This is a genomic window from Riemerella anatipestifer, assembly GCF_009670965.2.
Lineage (GTDB): Bacteria > Bacteroidota > Bacteroidia > Flavobacteriales > Weeksellaceae > Riemerella > Riemerella anatipestifer_B.
This window is the reverse complement of record NZ_CP073239.1, coordinates 1,875,563-1,899,028: the sequence shown is the minus strand read 5'-3', so window position 1 is coordinate 1,899,028 and position 23,466 is coordinate 1,875,563. Positions and strand designations below refer to the sequence as shown.

At 33.3% G+C, this 23,466-nt stretch carries 24 protein-coding genes; 14 read left to right on the top strand and 10 right to left on the bottom strand.

Annotated features, from left to right (window positions below; genetic code table 11):
* Positions 1–106 precede the first annotated feature (106 nt).
* The 4 genes from D1J36_RS08765 to mscL form a co-directional block, all read right to left on the bottom strand.
* The gene (locus D1J36_RS08765; protein WP_154136799.1) at positions 107–1,459 is read right to left on the bottom strand and encodes an MATE family efflux transporter; all 1,353 of its coding nucleotides are present in this window, start codon (positions 1,457–1,459) and stop codon (positions 107–109) included.
* A gap of 38 nt (positions 1,460–1,497) precedes the next feature.
* Positions 1,498–2,682: a sigma-54-dependent transcriptional regulator gene (locus D1J36_RS08760; RefSeq protein ID WP_154136797.1), complete on the bottom strand. Its 1,185-nt coding sequence runs from the start codon at positions 2,680–2,682 to the stop codon at positions 1,498–1,500.
* A gap of 36 nt (positions 2,683–2,718) precedes the next feature.
* The gene (locus tag D1J36_RS08755; protein ID WP_154136796.1) at positions 2,719–3,375 is read right to left on the bottom strand and encodes a YggS family pyridoxal phosphate-dependent enzyme; all 657 of its coding nucleotides are present in this window, start codon (positions 3,373–3,375) and stop codon (positions 2,719–2,721) included.
* 74 nt (positions 3,376–3,449) lie between these two features.
* Positions 3,450–3,821 (bottom strand): large conductance mechanosensitive channel protein MscL, encoded by a 372-nt coding sequence (gene mscL, locus D1J36_RS08750; RefSeq protein WP_154136795.1) that lies wholly within the window; start codon positions 3,819–3,821, stop codon positions 3,450–3,452.
* A gap of 271 nt (positions 3,822–4,092) precedes the next feature.
* Here mscL and D1J36_RS08745 point away from each other — a divergent pair, with 271 nt between their 5' ends.
* From D1J36_RS08745 to D1J36_RS08690, 12 genes are all read left to right on the top strand, one after another.
* A complete protein-coding gene (locus tag D1J36_RS08745) occupies positions 4,093–4,947 on the top strand; it encodes an energy transducer TonB (protein WP_154136793.1) in 855 nt (284 codons plus the stop codon).
* Positions 4,948–5,114: 167 nt separating this feature from the next.
* The gene (locus tag D1J36_RS08740; RefSeq protein WP_154136791.1) at positions 5,115–5,888 is read left to right on the top strand and encodes a ParA family protein; all 774 of its coding nucleotides are present in this window, start codon (positions 5,115–5,117) and stop codon (positions 5,886–5,888) included.
* A gap of 26 nt (positions 5,889–5,914) precedes the next feature.
* The gene (locus D1J36_RS08735) at positions 5,915–6,805 is read left to right on the top strand and encodes a ParB/RepB/Spo0J family partition protein (protein ID WP_052911137.1); all 891 of its coding nucleotides are present in this window, start codon (positions 5,915–5,917) and stop codon (positions 6,803–6,805) included.
* A gap of 4 nt (positions 6,806–6,809) precedes the next feature.
* Positions 6,810–7,403, top strand: a complete 594-nt coding sequence (locus D1J36_RS08730; RefSeq protein WP_154136789.1) for a DUF5683 domain-containing protein — start codon at positions 6,810–6,812, stop codon at positions 7,401–7,403.
* A gap of 13 nt (positions 7,404–7,416) precedes the next feature.
* On the top strand, positions 7,417–8,115 hold the full coding sequence (gene dapB, locus D1J36_RS08725; RefSeq protein ID WP_154136788.1) for a 4-hydroxy-tetrahydrodipicolinate reductase: 699 nt from the start codon (positions 7,417–7,419) through the stop codon (positions 8,113–8,115).
* 31 nt (positions 8,116–8,146) lie between these two features.
* The gene (gene lepB / locus D1J36_RS08720) at positions 8,147–9,757 is read left to right on the top strand and encodes a signal peptidase I (protein ID WP_154136787.1); all 1,611 of its coding nucleotides are present in this window, start codon (positions 8,147–8,149) and stop codon (positions 9,755–9,757) included.
* Positions 9,758–10,366: a WbqC family protein gene (locus D1J36_RS08715; protein ID WP_154136786.1), complete on the top strand. Its 609-nt coding sequence runs from the start codon at positions 9,758–9,760 to the stop codon at positions 10,364–10,366.
* A gap of 55 nt (positions 10,367–10,421) precedes the next feature.
* Positions 10,422–12,113, top strand: coding sequence for a S8 family serine peptidase (locus D1J36_RS08710; RefSeq protein WP_154136785.1), 1,692 nt, complete (start codon positions 10,422–10,424; stop codon positions 12,111–12,113).
* 131 nt (positions 12,114–12,244) lie between these two features.
* Positions 12,245–12,787, top strand: a complete 543-nt coding sequence (locus D1J36_RS08705; protein WP_252339388.1) for an RNA polymerase sigma factor — start codon at positions 12,245–12,247, stop codon at positions 12,785–12,787.
* Positions 12,777–13,439, top strand: coding sequence for a hypothetical protein (locus D1J36_RS08700; RefSeq protein WP_154136784.1), 663 nt, complete (start codon positions 12,777–12,779; stop codon positions 13,437–13,439). The genes D1J36_RS08705 and D1J36_RS08700 overlap by 11 nt, the downstream gene beginning before the upstream one ends.
* Before the next feature lie 32 nt (positions 13,440–13,471).
* Positions 13,472–14,542: a hypothetical protein gene (locus D1J36_RS08695; RefSeq protein WP_154136783.1), complete on the top strand. Its 1,071-nt coding sequence runs from the start codon at positions 13,472–13,474 to the stop codon at positions 14,540–14,542.
* Positions 14,543–14,612: 70 nt separating this feature from the next.
* Positions 14,613–15,185: a YceI family protein gene (locus tag D1J36_RS08690; RefSeq protein ID WP_154136782.1), complete on the top strand. Its 573-nt coding sequence runs from the start codon at positions 14,613–14,615 to the stop codon at positions 15,183–15,185.
* A gap of 152 nt (positions 15,186–15,337) precedes the next feature.
* Here the strand turns inward: D1J36_RS08690 and D1J36_RS08685 are convergent, their stop codons facing one another.
* The 6 genes from D1J36_RS08685 to gyrA form a co-directional block, all read right to left on the bottom strand.
* Entirely contained in the window at positions 15,338–17,002 is a 1,665-nt protein-coding gene (locus D1J36_RS08685; RefSeq protein WP_154136781.1) for a DEAD/DEAH box helicase, read from the bottom strand.
* A gap of 107 nt (positions 17,003–17,109) precedes the next feature.
* Positions 17,110–17,616: a hypothetical protein gene (locus tag D1J36_RS08680; protein ID WP_154136780.1), complete on the bottom strand. Its 507-nt coding sequence runs from the start codon at positions 17,614–17,616 to the stop codon at positions 17,110–17,112.
* A gap of 1 nt (position 17,617) precedes the next feature.
* Entirely contained in the window at positions 17,618–17,926 is a 309-nt protein-coding gene (locus D1J36_RS08675; protein WP_154136779.1) for a phage holin family protein, read from the bottom strand.
* A 72-nt stretch (positions 17,927–17,998) separates the two neighbouring features.
* Complete coding sequence (locus D1J36_RS08670) at positions 17,999–18,346, bottom strand: YtxH domain-containing protein (RefSeq protein ID WP_154136778.1); 348 nt, start codon at positions 18,344–18,346, stop codon at positions 17,999–18,001.
* 79 nt (positions 18,347–18,425) lie between these two features.
* Complete coding sequence (locus D1J36_RS08665; RefSeq protein WP_154136777.1) at positions 18,426–19,811, bottom strand: tetratricopeptide repeat protein; 1,386 nt, start codon at positions 19,809–19,811, stop codon at positions 18,426–18,428.
* Positions 19,812–19,846: 35 nt separating this feature from the next.
* On the bottom strand, positions 19,847–22,372 hold the full coding sequence (gene gyrA, locus D1J36_RS08660; RefSeq protein WP_154136776.1) for a DNA gyrase subunit A: 2,526 nt from the start codon (positions 22,370–22,372) through the stop codon (positions 19,847–19,849).
* Positions 22,373–22,497: 125 nt separating this feature from the next.
* Between gyrA and D1J36_RS08655 the strand changes: the two genes are divergently transcribed.
* Together D1J36_RS08655 and D1J36_RS08650 are read left to right on the top strand one after the other, a co-directional pair.
* Positions 22,498–22,812 (top strand): DUF4286 family protein, encoded by a 315-nt coding sequence (locus tag D1J36_RS08655; protein ID WP_154136775.1) that lies wholly within the window; start codon positions 22,498–22,500, stop codon positions 22,810–22,812.
* A 50-nt stretch (positions 22,813–22,862) separates the two neighbouring features.
* Positions 22,863–23,390 (top strand): hypothetical protein, encoded by a 528-nt coding sequence (locus tag D1J36_RS08650; RefSeq protein WP_109475018.1) that lies wholly within the window; start codon positions 22,863–22,865, stop codon positions 23,388–23,390.
* The last annotated feature ends 76 nt before the right edge of the window (positions 23,391–23,466 follow it).

Here is a 23,466-nt window from a genome sequence, read left to right as displayed (position 1 = left end):
GCTAAGGTAAACAAAAAAGATGAATAAACATTGTTTTTTGTCATCTTACCGATACCAACATTTTTTAATAAAAAAATATACACTGATACTAAACAAAAAAATTGGCTTATAGTTTCATCAATGTTTTATTAACTAAAAAACGTCTTACTAGTAACAGAGCAGAAATTGTTAAACCAATACCAAGAGCTATCCACATTCCAAAAGCACCCATATTTAGTTTGATGCATAAATAATATCCCAGTGGTAAGGTAATCAGCCAATAGGCTATGAATGTAATAAAACTAGGAATTTTAACATCTTGCAATCCTCTCAAAAGCCCTAACGCTGTAACTTGGATACCATCTGAAAGTTGAAAAAGGGCGGCAATAATCATCAGTTGAGAGGCTAAAAATAATACCTCTACATCTTCTTTTTTAGTAAAGAAAGTAGGAAGGATTTCTCGACCAAGTATGAATATCATACCGCAGATTAGCATAAATAAAAATACTATTTTCAGGTTGTTAATGCCTACTTTTCTTACTTCGATAAAGTTTTTTTCTCCTACTTTATTACCTACCATAATGGTAGAAGCTACACTAAACCCTATACAAAGATTAAAAGTGAAAGAAGCCATACTCAACGCAATTTGATGAGCGGCAATATCTCTAGCACTTACTTTACCACAAATAAAAGCAGCTGCAGCAAATGCAGTAACCTCAAAAAACATTTGTAAAGACATCGGAAATCCTAATCTAAGGAGTTTGATAAACATTTGTTTCTTAAGTAAGCTTAGTTTTAAACTAAAGTCTTCCATATATCGGCGAGTCACTTTCTCTTTTTTCATTACGAAAAATAGAAAAAACATCATGAATATTCTCGCAATGAGTGTGGCATACGCCGAGCCAGCAACTCCAAAACTCGGGATAATCCAAAAGCCTTTTATCAAAATATAATTTAAAATAATATTAATGATATTAGCAATAATGGTTGCCTTGGTAACTCCAATAGTAAATGAAAGTCCTTCTGAAACCTCTCGCATAGTTTGAAATATCATAAAAGGAAAAATACTTACCACAACTATTTTAAGGTAGGTTTCGGCATCTGGCATTATGTGAGGAGGCTGGTCAAGATGATACATCAATGGACTAATACCAAAAATCAGCAGAATGAGAAGAATCCCAATACTAACATTTACAATAAGTCCGTGACTAAAAACTTGGTTAATCTGTTGATGGTCTCCTCTAGTTTGAGCTTCTGATACCAAAGGTGGAATTGCTAAAGAAAATCCCAAAGCTACTACAAAAATAGAGAAAAATATGCCGTTTGCTAAAGAAACCGAAGCCAGTGCGTCGGCTCCTAGTAAGTTTCCTACAATAATATTGTCAAATAAATTAACGGAAACTTGCCCTACCTGTGTTAGCATCACGGGTAAGGCAAGTTTCATAAGTCGTTTGATATAAACCGTATCTAAGAAAGACATAACATTATGATAAGTTTATAAGGCTAATATTTCTCTTGTTATTTTTTAACAAAGTTGGAAATATCATTCTCGCTTACAGGATTTTCGCCTAATATAGTTAGCCTTTCAACGACATTTCTTAACTCACGAATGTTACCTGTCCAATCATAGTTTTGAAGAGCTTTTAGAGCTTCCTTACTAAATTCTTTTACAGGACTACCATTCTCAGAAGCTATATTTTGTGCAAAATGTTCCACAAGTAGAGGTATATCTTCTTTTCTATCGTTAAGGGCAGGAACCTGTATTTCTATTACCGAAAGTCGGTGGTATAAATCTTCCCTAAATCGTCCTTCCTCTATCTCTTTTTGTAAGTTTTTATTAGTTGCTGCTAAGACTCTTACATCTATTTTTATTTCTTTATCACTTCCCACAGGAGATACTTTATGTTCTTGTAAGGCTCTGAGCACTTTGGCTTGTGCCACCAAACTCATATCACCTATTTCGTCTAAAAATATCGTTCCTCCATTAGCTTGCTCAAATTTACCAGACTTATCCTTAACAGCACCTGTAAAAGAGCCCTTCATATGTCCGAACAATTCGCTCTCTATCAATTCTGAAGGTATTGCAGCACAGTTTACTTCTACCATAGGTCCTTTGGAGCGTTCGCTTTGAGAATGTAAAGCGTGAGCCACTAGTTCCTTACCTGCACCATTGGGACCAGTAATTAGAACTCTAGCATCAGACGGAGCCACTTTATCTATCATATCTTGGATTTTCTTAAGGGCTTCCGAGCTACCAATCATTTGGTATTTTTTATTTACTTTTTTCTTAAGCTGAGTATTCTCCTTCTTTAAGATTTGATTAGAAGCTTTGAGTTCCTTTCGCTCCAAAGTATTTCTCACGCTCGTGATAAGTCTGTTGAGGTCTATAGGCTTCTCTATAAAGTCATAAGCACCCTGTTTAAGACATTGTACCGCTGTATTGATATCTCCGTGGGCAGAAATCATCACAAAAGCAGTATCTGGTTTTATTTCTAAAGCTTTTTGTAAAAGCTCTGTACCTGATACTTTAGGCATTTTTATATCGGATATTACTAGAGAAAAATCTTCTTTTTCTATTAGTTTATAAGCCTCTAATCCGTCATCTGCTACTAAAATTTCATAATCCTTAACTTCCTCAGAAAGAATATTTTTAAGCAAGCCTGAAATGGCTTTTTCGTCTTCTACAATTAATATTTTTTGCATAGAACAAAGATAGTTATATTTAAATTAAATTCTAAATTATTGATAATTTCTCACACCAAATATGGCAGACCCAACTCTAATAGAATTAGCTCCGCATTCTATTGCCAACGGAAAATCGCCACTCATACCCATAGATAGAGTATTTAACTGATGAGAATCTGAAAGATAATCATATAACTGCTTCAGAAAAGAAAATTCTCTTCTGATTTGGGTTTCATCATCGGTAAAAGTCGCCATTCCCATCAATCCTTGTAATTTGATATTAGGAAATTCGCCTTGTTTTATTTTAACACATAACTCTTTTACTTCATTAATTTCCATACCTGTTTTAGTATCTTCTTCTGCAATTTTAACTTGAAGCAAAATATTGATGATTCTCTTGTGTTTTCCTGCTTGTTTATCTATTTCGTGTAATAGCTTTTCCGAATCCACACTTTGTATAGTGTGGACAAAAGGAGCAATATATTTAACCTTATTGGTTTGTAGATGCCCTATAAGATGCCACTGTATATCACTTGGCAACTCAGTATGTTTGGCAACCAACTCTTGTACTTTGTTTTCTCCAAATACTTTATGCCCCAAATTGTAAACTTTTTGTATATCTTCAACGGGATAAGTTTTAGAAACCGCTACAAGATTTACAGTTTTAGGAATTTGTGATACAAGTTGGGTATAATTAGTTTCTATAGACATAACACAAGATTATAACAATATTGAGCAAAAATAAAAAAAACCGCCATATGGCGGTTGAAAAAATATTGTTGAAATTATTTTTTTAGTAAATCTCTTATTTCTGCTAAAAGCTCTTCTTGTGTAGGTCCTGCTGGAGCTTCTTCTAATTTTTCTTCTTTCTTCATTTTGTTAATACCTTTAATCATTACAAACAAAACAAAAGCTATACATAAGAAACTGATAACAGCAGAAAGGAAACTTCCATATTTAATACCATTCCAAGTTAGTTGAGCTATATTTTCTGCCCCAAGCTTTTCTAATGCTGGACTAAGTAGTGCTGGAGTAATAACATCTTCTACAAAAGAGTTTACAATCTTTCCGAAAGCACCCCCTATAATTACACCGACAGCTAAGTCAATAACATTGCCTCTAAGAGCAAATTCTTTAAATTCTTTGATAAATCCCATAATATTTATTATATTTTCTTACGCACAAAGATATTAAAAAATGTTAATCAACCTAAATTATTCGTTGTTACTTTAAATAAAGTTTTTAAATAAATTAGATTTCATAACTTTTATTACAAAAAATTAACATTATCTTCATAATCCGACTTTTTTTTAGAAATAAGAGAATTTGGCAAGAAAATTGTTTGTTTCAAATTACTTTTTGCAAAAAGCCTCAAAACTAATAATCATTTGTAGATTTATTTAGTATTAATTTTAAATTTTATGACAAATGATAACTTTTTCACAAAATCAAAACGAACAAAAAGCTCTAGATGAGCTCTTATTTGCAGGTAGAAATAAAGCCTATGGAGCCTATTCTCTTAGAGCAGAAGCTGATTATTATCTTAAAAAAGCTTTATTTTCAGGAGTAGCTTTATTCGGGGTTTTCATTGGAGGGACCTATGCTTATTTGCAAACAAAAAAAGTGCATATTACTACCAATAAAGGCGTAGAAATAGAGCTAAAACCTGTTGAGCCTATAAAAAAAGAAGATAAAAAAATAGTAAAACCCATCGTACCAAAAGTACAATCGGTTAAGAAAGTTGAAAAAACGGTAGAAGTTAAAACAGTGGATACTCGTGTCCCTACACCTATGGCTAATCCTCCTATAGAAACACCTCTGCCAAGTGTTAAAACTCTACAAACAGCGGCATCTGGTTTAGAGAACAAAGAAGGAACTATATCTACCACTAGTATTGTACCTACTAAACCTAACATTGGAAATGGAACAGTTACTAATAATACAACGCCAGAAATAATTAAACCCAATAATGTTATAGAAACCGTAGTGGACGAAGATGCTGTATTTATGGGAGGTATAGATTCTTTTAGAGCTAAAGTAGGTGAGAATTTTGATTATGAAGCAATGGTTGGAGAGGAAGGTCTTGTAAAGGCAATGGTAACATTTGTGGTAGAAAAAGATGGTACTATTACCAATGTAAAAGCGGAGGGGCAAAACAATATGTTTAATAAGGAAGCAGAAAAAGCCATAAAATCTGTCAGAGGTAAATGGACTCCAGCTAAAATTAAAGGAGAGGCAGTGCGTTCTTACTTCAAAATTCCTGTATCTATAAAGTTTGAATGATAAATAATTACAATTTTTGACCAATTAATTATCCACAATTACCTTAAAATTGTGGATAATTTTTTATAAGTTTAAAGCATTCATTACAAACAAATTAACATATTTTTATATTTTGAAAATTGAGACTGCATTAAAAAAATTGTATTTTTGGGACTTAAATCAAAAATATGGGTAAAATAATAGGTGTTGCTAATCAGAAAGGTGGTGTAGGGAAAACTACAACTTCCGTTAATTTGGCTGCGGCATTAGGCGTTTTGGAGAAAAAAGTTTTGATTATAGATGCAGACCCTCAGGCTAATGCCACTTCTGGGCTAGGCATAGAGGAAGTGCAATATTCTACTTACAATCTTTTGGAACATAGCGTTACCGCGAAAGAATGTATTGTACCAACTAGCTCTCCTAATTTAGACATCATTCCGTCTCACATAGATTTGGTTGCTGCAGAGATAGAACTTGTAGATAGAGACAACAGAGAGTACATGCTAAAACAAGCTCTAGAAGAAGTAAAGGACGATTATGACTACATCATTATAGACTGTGCTCCTAGCTTAGGTCTTATCACAGTTAATGCACTTACTTCGGCCGACTCTGTTATTATTCCTATCCAGTGTGAATATTATGCTCTAGAAGGTTTAGGCAAATTACTTAATACCATCAAAAATGTCCAAAATATACACAATCCTAGTTTGGATATAGAGGGGCTTCTCCTAACAATGTATGATGGAAGACTTAGGCTTTCCAACCAAGTGGTAGAAGAAGTAAATACCCACTTTCCAGATATGGTTTTTGAAACCGTTATCAATCGTAATGTAAGGCTTAGCGAAGCTCCTAGCTTTGGAGAAAGTATCCTAATGTACGATGCCGAGAGTAAAGGTGCTATACAGTACATACAACTTGCTGAGGAAGTTTTACTCAAAAATGAAGAAAAAGTATCAAACTAAAAATATTAAATCTAAATCATTGTTAAATGAAAGATAAAAAAAGAGCCATGGGGCGAGGTCTAGGAGCGATATTAAATGCCGAAAAAAAGGCAACCATAAATACTGCAACAGACGAAGGTGCGAAACAGATTATGGGGAGTATCGTAGAGATTAACATAGAAGATATTTATCCAAACCCTAACCAGCCTAGAACTTACTTTGACGAAGACGCTCTTAATCAATTAGCACAATCTATCAAAAATCTAGGTGTAATACAACCCATCACGCTTAGAAAAGACGGTGCTAAGTTTGAAATTATTTCAGGGGAACGTAGATACCGTGCTTCTCAAATTGCAGGATTAAAGACTATACCTGCCTATATTCGTTTAGTAAACGACCAGGAGCTTTTGGAAATGGCTCTTGTGGAAAATATTCAAAGAGAAGATTTAGATGCTATCGAAATTGCTCTAACCTATCAAAGATTACTTGAAGAAATAGGTATGACGCAGGAAAACCTAAGTCAGCGTATTGGTAAAGAAAGAAGTACGATTACTAATTATATCCGCCTTCTAAGATTAAGTCCAGAAGTACAAGGAGCTATTAGAACTGGAGCTATTTCAGCGGGACACGGAAGAGCCATTATAAGCCTTCAAGACGAAAAGCTACAACAAGAGTTATTTGATAAAATTATCAAAGAACAGCTTAATGTCCGCCAAGCTGAAGCCGTAGCGGCTGGACTGAAAAACCCTAAGGAGAAAAGAAATAAAGTAGAAAAAGAACTTCCTAATCATTTAAAAAGAACTCAAAAATCCCTTTCTGATTTGCTAGACATAAAAGTAGACATTAAGGCTTCTGCCAACGGAAAAAAAGGAAAAATAGTTTTTGATTTCAATAATGAAGAAGAGTTAGAAAGAATTTTAAACGCTTTTGAAAAATAGATTAATGTCTAAGGCTTTTAGTTTTTTAGCTTTATTGTTCGTTTCACTAGGGTTTGCTCAAAATACTGGTGTAGACACAACTGATATTTCCAAAACAGAGACTGAAGTAATACAAGAAATAGAAAAAGCTAATGCTAACCCCATTATTAAGACTTACAACCCCACACTTGCAGGGCTTTATTCTGCTGTATTACCGGGTTTAGGACAGTATTATAACAAAAAATATTGGAAAATCCCTATTGTATGGGGTGCTGTAGGTACCAGCGTGGGCATTGCCATTTGGAATCAAAACAATTATGAACGCTACCGAAAAGCTTTTGTAGCAGAGCTTAACAATCAGCCACACGAATTTTCTGGCATTAGCGGTGTAGATGCTACCGTTCTTGGAAATACACAAGACCGAATGAAACGCCAAAGAGATTATGCCATCGCCATTTCGGCAGGAATTTATTTGCTCAATATTATTGATGCCGTTGTGGACGCTCATTTACACGAACAAAGAAACGACCCAGATTTAGCCATTGCTCCTACTCTACTCAGTGACCAATGGGGCTTACAAAACGGAAAATTAGGGTTCTCACTCAATTATAGATTTTAAAAAAACAAAACTTATGAAAATTGCACTAGTAGGATATGGTAAAATGGGGAAAATTATAGACCAAATAGCTACCCAAAGAGGACATCAAGTGGTTGCTAGGCTTAATGAATCTCCTACCCTAGAAAATCTTAATCAGCCCGATGTGGTAATAGAATTTTCTAATCCAGAAGTCGCTTTCGAAAATATCAAAACTTGTCTTGAACTTAATATTCCTGTGGTTTGTGGTACAACAGGGTGGTTAGAAAGAAAGCCTGAAATAGAAAAAATAGCAGAAGCTAACAAAACCGCTTTTTTATATGGGTCTAACTTTAGTCTTGGAGTTAATTTATTTTTTGAACTAAATGAAAGACTTGCTCAGCTAATGAATAACTTTGGAGAATATGGTTGTCAGTTAGAGGAAATTCATCACACCCACAAAAAAGATGCTCCTAGCGGAACGGCAATTACTCTAGCAGAAGGCATTATAAAACATACTGATTTTGATAGTTGGAAGTTAGATGAAACTAAAGATAAAACCTTAGGCATTACAGCCATAAGAGAAGACGAGGTACCTGGTACTCATAGTGTATTCTATCGTTCCGAAGTAGATGAAATTGAAATAAAACATACCGCTTTTAACCGAAACGGATTTGCCCTAGGAGCCGTAATTGCTTCCGAATGGATTATTGGCAAACAAGGAAACTTCAGTATGAAAGATGTTTTGTTTCAATAAATAATGATTATATTCAATAAAAAATAAACCAATGGATTATATATTAAAATATACCGTTTTTGTACTCATTCTTTCTGTACTAATGGGTGTTTCTACATGGAAACTATTTAAGAAAATGGGATACAATCCTATTTTTGCTTTTATACCATTTTATAACTATTTTATAGTTTTAAAAGAAACCGAACAGCCGAAATGGTGGGTAGTATTATCCTACTTCCCTATTGTAGGTCCTATTATGATGTCTGTTTTTCACTTACATCTTATGAAGAAATTTGGGAAAACAGATATTGTAAGTCAAATTCTTACGGTAGTATTGCCATTTATCTATATGGCAACGGTTAATTACAACCCTAAAACGGAAATTGAAGAAAAAGATACCTTCTATCTAAGTGGAGAAGAAAAGGAAGAGAAAAAAGAATCTTTCTTAGGGTCTATTACCTTTGCGGCGGTGTTTGCTACGGTTATACATACTTTTATCACTCAGCCATTTGGTATTCCTACAGGGTCTATGGAGCGTACTCTGTTGGTGGGAGATTTCTTGTTTGTTAATAAACTCAACTACGGCTATAGAATGCCAATGAGACCTTTAGCTATCCCATTTTTGCAAGGAACAATAATGGATACAGGAGAGCCTAAAAATCCAAAAGACGACCCTAAATCTTATGTAGAAGCCGTTAAGCTACCTTATTTTAGACTACCTGGTTGGGAGAAAGTGGAGCGTAGAGATATTGTAGTATTTAACTATCCGCAAGATTCTGTACATACAGCTATAGATAGAAAAGATGCTTATGTAAAAAGGTGTGTGGCTGTAGGCGGTGATGTCTTAGAAGTTAGAAAAGGAAGGCTTTTCATCAATGGTAAGCCAGAGGTTATTCTGGGCGACCAAGAGAATCAAGTTTCTTATCTTGTATATACTTCTCAGCAGATAGATGTTAATCAACTTTGGAATCGTTTGGGATATTTACCTTTACAGGAAGGAGCTACTGCTGATGGTTATGTTTACCATTTCCAAGGGCTTACAGATAAGTTGTTAGCAGATATTAAGCAACTCCCTGAATTTGTAAAAGCGGAAGAAATACTTTCTGAAAAAGGTGAAAAAACAATTTCTTACCTTAATCCTCAGCAGACTAAAATTGATACCACTAATACCATTTTCCCAATCAATAAAAATTGGAATCAGGATTGGTATGGACCTATCAGAATTCCTAAAAAAGGAGATGTGGTAAAAATCAATCAAGAAACACTTCCTGAATACCAATGGATTATTTCTAAATATGAACACAATAAACTAGAAAACAAAAACGGAAAAATCTACATCAATGGTAAAGAGGCTAATGAGTACACCATCAAACAAGATTATTACTTTATGATGGGTGATAACCGTGATGCTTCATTAGACGCAAGATTTTTCGGATTTGTACCAGAAGAATACATTGTGGGAAAACCAATGTTTACTTGGATGAGCTTACAAGGTGTCTTTGATGAAGGACCTAAAAAAATAAGATGGGACAGAATGTTTAAGGCTACTAATACAGGAGAGGCTCACAAAACTTCTTATTGGTGGATAGCTGCTATCATTCTTGGATTATTTTTCGGTTGGGAGTATATTTCTAAATTATTCAAAAAGAAAAAAGACGACTAGATGAAACTATTACCTTTGTTTTACCTCCCTCCTATTTCTTGGTGGTCAGAATTTTTGTCGGAAGAATCTGTAATTCTAGAACAATACGAAAACTTTCCAAAGCAAACTTATAGAAATAGAGCTAATATTTATGGTGCGAATGGTAAACTATCCCTTAGCATTCCAATAAAACATAATGGGAAAAGAGCGTTGAAAGATTTAGAGATTTCCTATGACGAAAATTGGCAGAGTTTGCATTGGAAATCTATAAAAATAGCTTACCAGACTTCGCCTTATTTTGAGTTTTATGAGTCTAAGCTGGAAAAAATATTTCAATCTAAAGAAACCTACTTAAAAGATTTTAATTTAAAGGCTTTAGATATAATTCAAGATATTTTAAAGACAGATAAAACCTTTCAACTTTCCGAAAGCTACGAGAAAGAAATTGAAGGAGAAGATTATAGAGACTGCTTTTCTGCCAAGCAACCTACGTCTTATGATGTAAACGAATATTATCAAACCTTTTCTGATAAGTTGGGCTTTTTAGAAGATTTATCTATTTTAGATTTAATCTGTAACATTGGTCCAGAAGCCACAACTTATATCAGAAATGTTAAACTAAAAAAATAAAATGGTATAATACTTGAAAGTCGGTATTATATTAAGTCTTAAAAAATAAAAAATAATGAAGAAAATAATGATTGCTGCTTTATTTCTAGCAGGACTGAATTTAACTTTAGCACAAGAAAAAAGAGATAAAGACGCAGAAACTTGGTATCACAAAGATTTCTCCACGACTAATGTTTATGGAGTAAATACTAACAATGCCTATAAATTTTTAGAATCTAAAGGTTTAAAGCCTAAGACTGTGGTTGTAGGTGTATTAGATAGTGGTGTAGAAGTAGACCACCCAGGATTGGCAAAAAATATGTGGAAAAACCCTAACGAAGTTCCTAATAACGGAATAGATGATGATGGTAACGGCTACATAGACGATATCCACGGTTGGAATTTTATGGGAGGAAAAACTGCTGATGTAGATGTAGATAATCTAGAAGTAACTAGAGTAGTGAAAAAATACAAGCCTATATTTGAAGGCGATGATTCTTCTAAAAACAAAGCCAATCAAGCTCAAATGCCTGAAGAGTTTGAAATGTATATGAAATCCAAAGAGATTTTCAATAAAAAAGGAATTGAAGCTCAGCAAAGTTTCCAATACTACTCTCAGTTTAAATCTAGAATTTCTGCCATTGCGAAAGTTCTAGGAAATAAAACTCTAACTGCAGAAAATTTAGCAACTATAAAACCTACTTCTCAAGAGGAAGCAATGTATCTGCAGATACTCAACCAAATGGCAGCATCTAAAGAAATGCAAGGCAAAACTTCTAAAGAGGTAGAAGAAACTTTAAACAAAGAGATTAACGATGCTTTAAAGCATTTTGAAACGCAGGCCACCAAGCAATATAATCTAGATTTTGATACAAGACAAGAAATCGTAGGAGATAACTATGAAGATTATTCTGAAAAATACTACGGTAACAACCATTACGAAGGTCCTGATGCTCAGCACGGAACTCACGTGGCTGGTATTATTGCTGGATATCCTCATGGTAAAGAAGTGCAGTATGGTGTAGCATCTAAGGTAGCTAAGATAATGACCGTAAGAGCGGTACCAGACGGAGACGAAAGAGATAAAGATGTGGCTAATGCTATTAGATACGCTGTAGATAATGGAGCTAAAATCTTAAACATGAGCTTTGGGAAACCTGTTTCTCCAGGTAAAAAATATGTTTGGGACGCTTTTAAATATGCTCAAGAAAAAGGAGTACTCCTTGTAAAAGCTGCAGGTAACGAAAACGAAAACATAGAAGAAAATGTGTACTACCCTACTAACTTCTACAAACCAACTGATGAAAAACCTTTCATAAATAATATGATAGTGGTGGGAGCTAGTACAAATGACAATGAGTTTCTAAGAGCTGGTTTCTCTAACTATAATGGTAAAATGGTAGATGTATTTGCTCCTGGAGATAAAATCTACTCTACCGTTCCAGATGGTAAATACGAATACCTACAAGGAACTTCTATGGCTTCGCCAGTAGTAGCAGGTGCAGCAGCGGTACTTTTGGCTTATATGCCTAACCTTACTCCAGAGCAAATTATAGAGTCATTAGTAAAAACGGCTAATAAATCTACCGTAAATGCTATGACTAACTCAAATACTAACAATCGTTTTGATTTAATTTCTAGAGCTGGTGGCGTTATAGATACTTACAAAGCTGCAGAATATGCTTACAATAACTTCTACAAAGCTACTCAGAAGTCAGAAACGCCAAAAGCAACTAAAACGACTACAAAAAAGAAAGTGAGAAAATAATATTTTCTTAGTTTTATTTTTAATCAATAGAAGTCATCAAAAATTTTTGATGACTTTTTTTATTTTTAATTTTCAGATGAGGCAACCTTTTTATTATTTTGCCGTCTTATGAATAGAAGAAACTAATAACTGTGATTTCAAAAGAGACTTTTGACTTATTAAAACAAAATAACCGACTGGTACAAAAGCAAGTTTATGATGCTTTTTCGGGTAAAATGTTAGCTATAGCGAAATCTTACACTAACAATTTGTCCGATGCAGAAGATGCTTTATTAAAGGCTTTTTATACTGTTTTTACAAAAATAGACACTTGTAAAGGGGCAGAGTTTTTTCCTTTTTGGTTAAGAAGAATAGTTATAAATGAAGCCATTAGTATCGTACGAAAACAGAAACACATTTTATATATAGAAAAAGACATAAATGATGACCTGCAAGACGAACTAGAAGATACAGAAACACAAAATCATTTATTGGATATTCCGATAGAAGAGTTGTTATCAGAAATGCCATTGGGCTACAAACTTGTGTTTAACCTGTATGTATTTGAAGAAAAAAAACACTCCGAGATTGCAGAAATCCTCAATATAAAAGAAGGAACTAGCAAAAGTCAATTTAATAAAGCTAAAAAGTGGCTCAAAGAATTTATCACCCAAAAACAATCTTATGGAAAATAAAAATTTAAAGCATAGCTACGAAAATCTTTCCGAAAAGCCCTCTCCTATGTTATGGGAAAAGCTAGAAGAAAAATTAGAAACAAACGAAAAAGCGACGCCTATTTTCAGCATCAAAAAAATAATGAGATATGCTGCTGTATTTTTAGTTTTAGTCAGCCTTGGAAGTTTATTATGGAAATTAAATACACCTAGCATTCCCGAACATAGCAATGCTATTGTTTCTAATCAAACTACCACTACAAAAACACCAGTGGAAAGCACCACTCCACAAGAAAATTTACTAATAGAAGGAAATTTTGAAACAGAAATTAAACCTCAATTAAAAGTAGAAAAAAGTAGCCATCAAATCATTGCTAAAAACAACTTTGCACATAAAGATAGCTTAAGAATTAAAAATTTAGAAAATACTCCATCTAATTCTGAAGTTTTGGCTAAATCAACTGAACAAAAAAAGGAAGAAACTTACGTAACAGCTGACCAACTACTCTTTGGTAGAGAAATAGGCAAAGAAAAGAGAAATCAATCAGAAAGTAAATCTAAACTTGGGAAAGTAGATAAAAAGGATACTAAAGAAAATATGTTCCCTATTGAAATTAAAGAACCTAAAGAAGTGGAAGTGCTTGGTGTAAAAGTGTATTCAAAAGAAAAATAATATATAAAATTAGATTAAAAACTTATCACACTATGAAAACTCAAATTTTATTATTTAGTATTGTAGTAGGCTCGTTTATGGTGTCTGCTCAAGAAAACAAACTGAAAACTTACAGCAAAAAAGTAGATAGCATTGTACTATCAGAAAAACAACTTATGAATAAAGAAATAGATTCGTTAGAAATTCTTTATTCTGATAAAAAACTTTCACACGAAAACCTTTTAAACCAAAAATCAGAAATTGCCCGTAAGTACGAACAACGCATTAACACCAAAATCCAAGAAGAGAAAAAAACTCTAGAAGAATTCACCAAAGAACAGGTAAGACACAGAGTACTTTCCCCCGAAAATGATACTATAAGAGGGTTTTTCGTTATAAGAAAAAACAGCATAGATATTAGATCTAGCAAAAAGAAAACCCCAGCTTCATTGCTTAAAAAATCTGGGCTATCTGTCTCCTACGCCTTTCTCAACTTAACTGAAAATGCAGGAAGCCTTAATCCATTTGAAACAGCCTCTAATATGCGTATAGGCAACTCACACAGTTTTGAGGTACAAGCTAGAAAGGAAAGACAAATAGGCAATACCACCAGTCCGTTATTCATCCGCTACGGATTAGCGTATAGATCAGACACCTATATGCCAAAACGCCCTTTGGTTTTTCAACAAGAAAATAGACACCTCCAACTATCAGAATTCCAAGAAGGCTCTTTAAAACGCTCTAAACTTCGCCATGTCTATCTTACATTTCCTATAGAGTTTCAGTATGTGCTGAATCCTAGTTATACAGAATACAAAGGGAAGTCTTATCTAGATAATAGTAAAAAACAATGGCGTATAGGCTTTGGAGCTTACGGAGGTATCAACCTAAGAAGTTTAATCAAAGTGAAATATTACAACGAAGACGGAAAGTTCAAAAAATACCAAAACAAAGTAGATTATGGCGTAAATTCGTTTCTATTCGGAGCTAAATTTAGTCTAAGTTATGGTGGGTTTAATCTTTTCATTAAAAAAGACTTCACTCCAATATTCAACGATGAAGCTCTTATTCCTTCTAAAAACGGAATACAAATTGGATTGGATATTATGAACCTTAATTTCTAAATTTCTTAACATAGATCAATAATTTAGAATTAGAATAAATGTACTTTTGCATTAGTAAAATAATTAAACAATGAAAAAAATAGCATTATTATTCGTTATGGCAGGTGGGCTATTAACAGCTCAAACCAAAAATCTAAAAGTAGACAATTCCAACATTAACTGGTGGGGTTATAAGGTAGTAAAATCAGACGCTTCATCTCATAATGGGACATTAGGTTTAAAAAATGGCTCTGTAGTCTTAAAAAATAACCAGTTAGCTGGAGGTACTTTCGTATTGGATATGACAAGTATCAATGCCACAGACCTCACAGGAGAATATCAAACAAAACTCAATAATCATCTAAAAAATGGAGATTTTTTTGAAGTAGAGAAATATCCTACAGCTAATTTTAAAATTACCTCTCTTAAAAAGACTGGAAAAGCAGACTATAATTACCTAGTTACAGGAGCACTTACTGTAAAAGGAAAGACTAATGCTGTAACTTTCCCTGCGAAAATAGGTGTAACTAATGGCGTAGTAACCCTAACTTCAGATAAATTTTCTATCGATAGACAAAAATGGGGAATTGCTTACCAATCTACTATGAAAGACATGGTTATTAAAGACAATATGGACTTACAAGTAAGTTTTACAGCTAAATAACTATTTTAAATTTAATTTAACAAAGAATCCAAGAGTTTACTCTTGGATTTTGTCTGTATATAATAATAGACTATATCTAGAATAAAAGCAGTTCTCAATAATCTACAAAAAAGGATATTCAAACGAATATCCCTTTTTTTGATAATATTTTCTTAGTTAGCTACTTCGGCTCTCATTTCTTTACCTTTAAATTTCATAGAAGAAATGTTGTTAAGGATTTCATTCTTGAATGATTTCTCTACTTCAAAGAAAGTAAACTTATCCAAAATTTCAATATCCCCAATATCAGCTCTTTTTTTAGATTTTTTAGTTGATTTGTTAATAATATCCAACATATCTACTTTCTTTAATTGGTCTCTTTTGCCTAAATTAAAGAAAAATCTCACCATGTCAGAATTAGATTTTTTACTTTTCCTTCCTCCTCTGTCTCTACTTCTTTCTCCCTTATCTCGTCTTCCCTCTCTACGACTTTCCTTGATATCACCTTCTTTTTTTAGTTTTTGGTCTGATAAGTCGTTCCTATTTTTATAGTATAAAGCTAAATCTCTCAACTGAAATTGTAACAACTGATGCACCAATTCCTCTTTTGAAAACTGCGATAAATCAGGAATAAGACTATCATCAAAATCAAAATAAGTTTCATGTTCTGTAAACAAATGCTCAAATACTCCTGCTACTTGAGCTTTAATGATATCTTCTCCTTTAGGGATTGCCTTCTCTTTAAGTTCTATCTGAGTTTGAACTTTAATATGCTTCAGCTTTCTTGTTTCTTCAGGCTTTATAAGAGCCATAGAAATACCATCTTTCCCTGCACGCCCCGTTCTACCACTTCTATGAACAAAAACTTCAGGGTCATCAGGTAACGAATAATGAATCACATGGGTAAGTGAATCTACATCTAATCCTCTCGCCGCCACATCTGTAGCTACTAAAATATCAATATTTTTAAGTCTAAACTTCAGCATCACTGTATCTCTCTGTGCTTGAGATAAATCTCCGTGTAAAGCATCAGCGGCATAGCCGTTCTGCATTAGATAATCTGCCACTTCTTTGGCTTCCATTCTTGTACGGCAGAAAATAATGGAATATTGGTTAGGATTAGCATCTATAAGACGCTTAAGTGCTTCTTTTTTCTGTCTGTAATTTACCACATAATACTCGTGGCTGATATTCTTTTTAACAGCATTGATAGAACCTACAGATATACGATGAGGATTGGTAAGGTAACTTTTAGAAATCCTTTCAACCTCTTTATTCATCGTAGCTGAAAATAGTAAAGTTTGTTTAGTTTCAGGTGTTTCGTTTAGAATGGTTTCTAAATCGTCTTTAAAGCCCATAGAAAGCATCTCATCAGCTTCATCTAATACCAACCAATGGATGCTTGAAAAATCTAATGCCTTTCTGTTAATTAGATCTATCACTCTACCTGGTGTTCCTACAATAATCTGAGGCTTATCTCTAAGGCTACGAATTTGGTCTGTAATACTACTACCACCGTAAACTGCTACAGATTTAATATTAGGTTGATATTTGGAGTAATTTTTTATGTCTTTTGCTATTTGTAAGCAAAGCTCTCTAGTAGGACAAAGTACCAAAAGTTGGATTTTTCTACTAGTGTCATCTATCATATCTAAGATAGGTAATGAAAACGCTGCTGTCTTCCCTGTTCCTGTTTGCGCTAGTGCTATCAGATCTCTAACATCTGATAAAATAAAAGGAATACTTTGTTTTTGGATCTCCGTAGGAGTTTCAAACCCCATTTCGCCAACTGCCTTAAGAATTTCAGGACTTAAATTGGACTCGCTAAATAAATTCATTAAATATTATAAAATTTCTGCAAAGATACGGATTTTTTATTTGATACTTAATTCTAATATTCAGTCTAAGTTTGAATAAATAAGACTTATCCTTCAATAAAAATAGATTATATCAATCTATTGATACTCTTGGCAGTTTGTTTTCGTTGATAATCGTCTAGGAATGTTCTTAACTGCCTAATAACTAGCGGTGCTACATAAACAAGAAGTAAACCTATAGCTCTTTTCTTCCAATTAGGGTTTTTAAGATTATTTTTAGCATAGTTGCTGACTGTACCTACTAAGCCAACTTTGAGAAAGCCATCTACTACACTTTCTGCTAACCCTTCATTTTTCAATGTTAAAAGTGAAGAGTCTGAGTTTCTATTAGATACTCTATTTTTAATTTCTTTGGTTACCTCTTTTACAATATTACCTGTATTTATAGAAATTTTGTTAGCGCCACCTTCGTTACTTCTCTCTTCTACAAACTTGTCAGTAAACCCTTTAGTTATTAAGCTCAAAGAACTTTTAGGATTTTTGAAGGTAATTACTTTTTCCATATCAGAAATTTCATTTTTCAACAAGGATTTTTGAGCTCTTAATTCAGAAAGACTTCTATATTTAGTACCCATATTATTTGTTTATAGATTTTATAATTATATTAGCAATCCCCTCTTTTATAGAATTTTTGAGTAGTAAAAGTAGAATTATTAAAAATAAGTATATCCCAGAGATTATTAGAAAACCATAAGCCATATTTTGTATATAATAGCCTATTAGTATAGCCAACCCTATATTGAGAAATATAAATAAAAATAAGAAGAAAATACTTAAAATAACTAAGAAAGCTATATTACCTGCTTTAATAGACATTTTTTCGGTAGCTTCCATTTTTATTAAATCAAGCCTTTTTTGTGCGTAATTCTTAAAGAAGTTTATCATCAATCTTATTTTTGTCTAATTTTTATGAAAAAGGAACTGTATTTCAAGTTCCTTTTTTTATTTGTGTATTTTTTACTTCAAGCCATCTAATTCTGACTCTACATCTTTAGCTACTTCATTAGCTTTATCTACTACTTGACCTTTGTATTTATCATAAGTTTCTTTAACATTAGAAACCACTTTATCTACATTAGATTTAGTTTTCTCTGATAAATCTTGATACTGGTCTTTTACTTTCTCGTAAGCTCTTTTATATTCTCTCTCTGCTTGATCTTTTAAATCTTCAGCTTTTCTTTTCAGCTTTTTTCTTGTTCTTTTTCCCTCTTCTGGAGCATAAAGCATTCCCAAAGCTACACCTACAGCTGCTCCTGCTAAAAGACCTACTAATACACCTACTGAGTTATTTCCTCTTTTTGACATAATAATTTATTTTTTATGGTTAATAATTTAAGTTAAAAATGGTATGGTTATCATAACAATAATCATACCATTTTAGCTTTTATTTTTTAAGGCTATCTTCTACAGCCTTCATTTCCTTTACTTTATCTTCTTTACGTAAAGTTTGATAAACTCCTTTTAATAAACTTACAATTTCAGGATTTTTAGGCTCTAAAGAATACCACTTTTCTAAATAAGGTAATCCCTTAGCAAATCTATCCCTTCTATCTTGTAAGATTTTATTAAACTCGTCCATTTTTTTTGCTTTTCTAGCAGCTTCTGCTTTCTCTATAACTTTACCGTCATCACCTAACATATAAACATTATAGAATATGCCTTGAATAGCAGGAACATAATCAGGGTCTATTTCTAAAGCTCTTTTAAATGCACCTTCTGCTTCATTTAATTTAGCTTCATCTTTACTTAAAAGAACTCCTAAATTATACCAACTTACTTTATCATTAGGATTAGAAGCAACTACATTTCTTAAGTTATTGATAAACTCGTTAGTTTTTCCTGATTTATAATAAGCTGTACCTTGTAACTCCGATAATTTACTACTTTTAGGGAATTTTTTAATACCCTTCTCCAATAAATTTAAAGCGTCTGTGTATCTTTCAGAATCAATAAGCAAGGCTGCATTAGTTTCATATAATTCTTGTTCGATACTAGGCGTTTGTTCTGTTCTAAAATCAGTATAATCAGAAGCAGAACCTAATCTCTTTAAAGTTTCAAAACCATTTTTATCTAGATTTTCATCTTGCCCTGTCTTTTTATTTTTAGCCTTATATATGGTTGTAACTCCTGTGTAACCGCTTTTAATTAAATCAGAGTACACCTCTATGGCTTTAGATTTATCATTTGCAAGTGCATAGTTTAGACCTGCATAGTACTGATATAACTTATCATCTGTACCTGCTGCTTTTAGAAGGTTATAAACTTCTAAATATTTAGCAGCTGCCTTTATATGATTTTTTGCTTGATATGCTTGATAAGCCTCATCTCCAGCCGTTTTTAGCATAGGGTTAATTAGCTGTGGTAACTTATCTGATAGTTTAGATACATAAGACTCCTCTTTAAGTCCTGCTATACCACTAGTGTCAGCAGCTTCTTTTCCTACAAAATAAACTTTGTTTTTATCAGCATCTTTACCTGTATAGATTTTAGACTTACTTAAATCTCCTATTTTACCTAGCCAAGTAGCTCCTTCTGTAGTTTTACCAGACTTTATAAGAGCTACTCCTTTAGAGTAATAATATTGTTCTAATAAACTAGGCTCTACTAAATATGATTTGCTACCGATAAGAACTTCTGCTTTTGAAAGTTCTGCATTAGTAGCCGCGATATCACCTGACTCTATTGCTTTGAACGCGTTTTGAATTTCCTTTTTTTGTGAAAATGCTAGTGTTGTTGAAAACACAGCAATACTTAAAATAACTTTTTTCATACTATTTTAATATATTTATTATTTTATTTTGAATACTATTCCTCTGAATTTCCTTCAGACGGATTTACAGTTTCATCGTTAGATTCTTCCATTTCTTCGTCCTCCACATCTTTCTCTGCCTCCACTTTCGCTACGGCCGCTATTTCATCATTGTTTTTAAGATTAATTAGCCTTACACCTTGGGTATTTCTACCCATAACACGCATATTATCTACCGACATTCTTATTGCAACTCCTGATTTATTGATAATCATTAAATCGTTACCATCTACTACTGATTGTATCGCAATAAGCTGACCTGTTTTTTCAGTAATGTTAAGAGTAATTACCCCTTTACCTCCACGGTTGGTAACACGATAGTCTTCTACTGCAGTTCTCTTACCATAGCCTTTTTCAGAAACTACCAAAACAGTTTCATTCTCTATATCGTTTACAACTATCATACCAATTACCTCGTCGTTGTCTTCTAGAGAAATACCTCTTACCCCAATGGAAGTTCTACCTACCGCTCTTGCTTTCTCTTCCGGGAAACGGATACATTTACCATTTTTAGTAGCTATCATTATCTCGGAGTTACCGTTGGTAAGTCTTGCTCCTAGAAGCTGGTCGTCCTCTCTAATTTCTATGGCGTGGATACCGTTGGTTCTAGGTCTAGAATAAGCCTCTAACGAAGTTTTCTTGATAGTTCCGTTTTTGGTAATCATTACCACATACATCTGCTTAACATACTCAGAGTCTTTTAAATCATTGGTTCTAATGTAAGCCTTGATTTTATCATCAGGTTCTATATTGATTAAGTTCTGTATCGCTCTACCTTTAGCCGTTTTAGAACCTTCAGGAATTTCAAACACTCTCAACCAGTAGCATTTCCCTTTTTCCGTAAAGAATAGCATATACTGGTGGTTGGTTGCAGAAACAATATATTCTAAGAAGTCTTCGTCTCTTGTAGATGCTGCACGGTTGCCCACGCCACCTCTACTTTGAGTTTTGTATTCTGAAAGGAGTGTTCTCTTGATGTATCCAGCGTGAGAAATAGTAAGTACCACCTCTTCGTTAGGAATGAAGTCTTCTATAGACATTTCTCCTCCAGAGTAATCTATTTCCGTTCTTCTTTCATCGCCATATTTTTCTTTAACCTCTAGCAATTCATCTTTAATGATTTGGTAGCGTCTAGCTTCATTAGCAAGGATATCTTCCAAGTCATTAATTAAATCCATAATAGCTTTGTATTCATCACGGATTTTATCTAGCTCCATACCTGTAAGCCTAGCTAATCTTAAATCTAAGATAGCTTGAGCCTGTATATCTGAAAGTTCAAACTCTACAATCAAACCTTCTTTAGCGGCTTGCGGCGTTGCTGAATGTCTAATGATAGAAATCGCCTTATCTAAAGTATCTTGAGTTGCAATAACCTTCATAAAACCTTCTAAGATATGAGCTCTTTCTCTAGCTTTTTTAAGCTCATACTGGGTTCTACGAATTACAATCTCGTGGCGATGCTCCACAAAGTGAACAATAATATCTTTTAGATTAAGCTGTTGTGGTCTGCCCTTTACTAAAGCAATATTATTAACACTAAACGATGTTTGTAACGCTGTGTACTTATATAATAGATTAAGGACTACATTAGGTATTGCGTCGTTTTTAAGTTCATAAACCACACGCATTCCTCTCCTATCAGACTCGTCTCTAATTTCGTGAATACCCTGTATTTTATCCTCTTTTACCAACTCTGATGTTCTAGCTATCATTTCAGCTTTATTCACCAAATAAGGGATTTCGGTAACGATAATGGCATTACGGTTTCCAATCTCTTCAAAAGCGACTTTAGCTCTTAATACAATTCGCCCTCTTCCTGTATGGAACGCATCTCTAACCCCGTCGTAGCCGTAGATAATTCCTCCCGTAGGGAAGTCAGGAGCGATGATGTGCTTCATCAACTCATCTATTTCTATCTCCTTATTATCTATATAAGCACAGATAGCATCTACCGATTCCGATAAGTTATGAGGTGCCATATTAGTTGCCATACCTACCGCAATACCAGAAGTACCATTTACTAAAAGGTTAGGTATTTTAGTAGGTAACACTGTAGGCTCTTGCAAGCTATCATCGAAATTATTTTGGAAATCAACTGTTTCTTTATCTAAGTCTGATAGAATTTCATCAGATATTTTTTTCAGTCTAGCTTCGGTATAACGCATAGCCGCTGGTGGGTCGCCATCCATAGAACCAAAGTTACCCTGACCATCTACTTGCGGATACCTTAAACTCCATGGTTGTGCCATACGCACCATAGCGTCGTAAACAGAGATATCGCCATGTGGGTGATATTTACCCAAAACATCTCCTACAATTCTGGCAGATTTCAAATACTTTTTATTTGAAAAAACTCCCAATCCATACATACCATACAAAACCCTACGATGTACAGGCTTTAACCCATCCCTTACATCTGGCAAGGCACGAGATACAATAACGGACATTGAGTAGTCAATATAAGAGGACTTCATTTCGTCCACAATATTGATAGGTATTAACCTTTCTCCTTCTTTATGCATAAGTCTTTTTTATTATACTAAATAAATTATTACTTCAATTTTACATTAAAATCAAAGGGCTAATTTACAAAAAAATACCGATTTTTGCAGGATATTTTACTAATTTATTTATAACATACTTAGAAATGAGTATATTAAGTTTAACATTCCATTGTGAACAAGGAAGCATATCCGAATGGAAAACATACTTCAACGAAAGTATCATAAACTATTACAAAGAAACCCTAAATTTAAAACATTATATCGCTTCCGAAGTAGAAACTGACAGACTACAAGAAGGGACTAATTTTAATCTGTTACTTATTTTTGAAACTATCGAAGACAGAACTATTTTTATTAAAAATGAGTTACCCAATATTACTACGGAAGTAGAAAAAATATTTAGTGATAGAGTTTTGATTTTCGCTACATTATTGAACCCTACTGCATATAACATTTAAGCTCTGCAAGAAATATAGCCTATCACAATTCAAAAAAGCATCTAAAACAAATGAAAAAATTAATCCTAATAATAATTTTGATTTGTTGTTCAAATTGCTCAAAACATCAAAAGGAGAAAATAGATTTGGAAAATATACAACCAGAATATTTTGAAGAAAAAAAGTCAGATACACTTGCAGAACCAAATTACATAGCGATTTTTGATGAAAAAACTGAGAAAAAATCGGTTTTAACAAAAGATGAAATGAAAATAATTAATAAAAACTTGGAGAAATCTGTAAACGAGTACAACGATCAATTAAAAATAAAATTAGCAAAATGGAATAAAGAAAACAGAGGGGTAAAGTGGAATTTTGATAAAGAAAAAATTGACCTAAGGTATTATTTTAGGCAATATATAATATCAACAAATGAAGATGGAGATAAAATTATTAGAGTTTTCTGTTTTTGTTCTTATTCTGGTGATTGGGAAAATGAAATAATACATGTACACGATGGTGGAGATTGTTATCTAAACCTAAGAATAAATTTAACGAAAAACAAAACGGAATATTTTGGAATAAATGGATTGGCCTAATGTATAGCAAATCATTTGGAATAATACGAACAAAATTTCGGTTAGTACAAATTGTTCTCAAAAAATAATGTTAAAT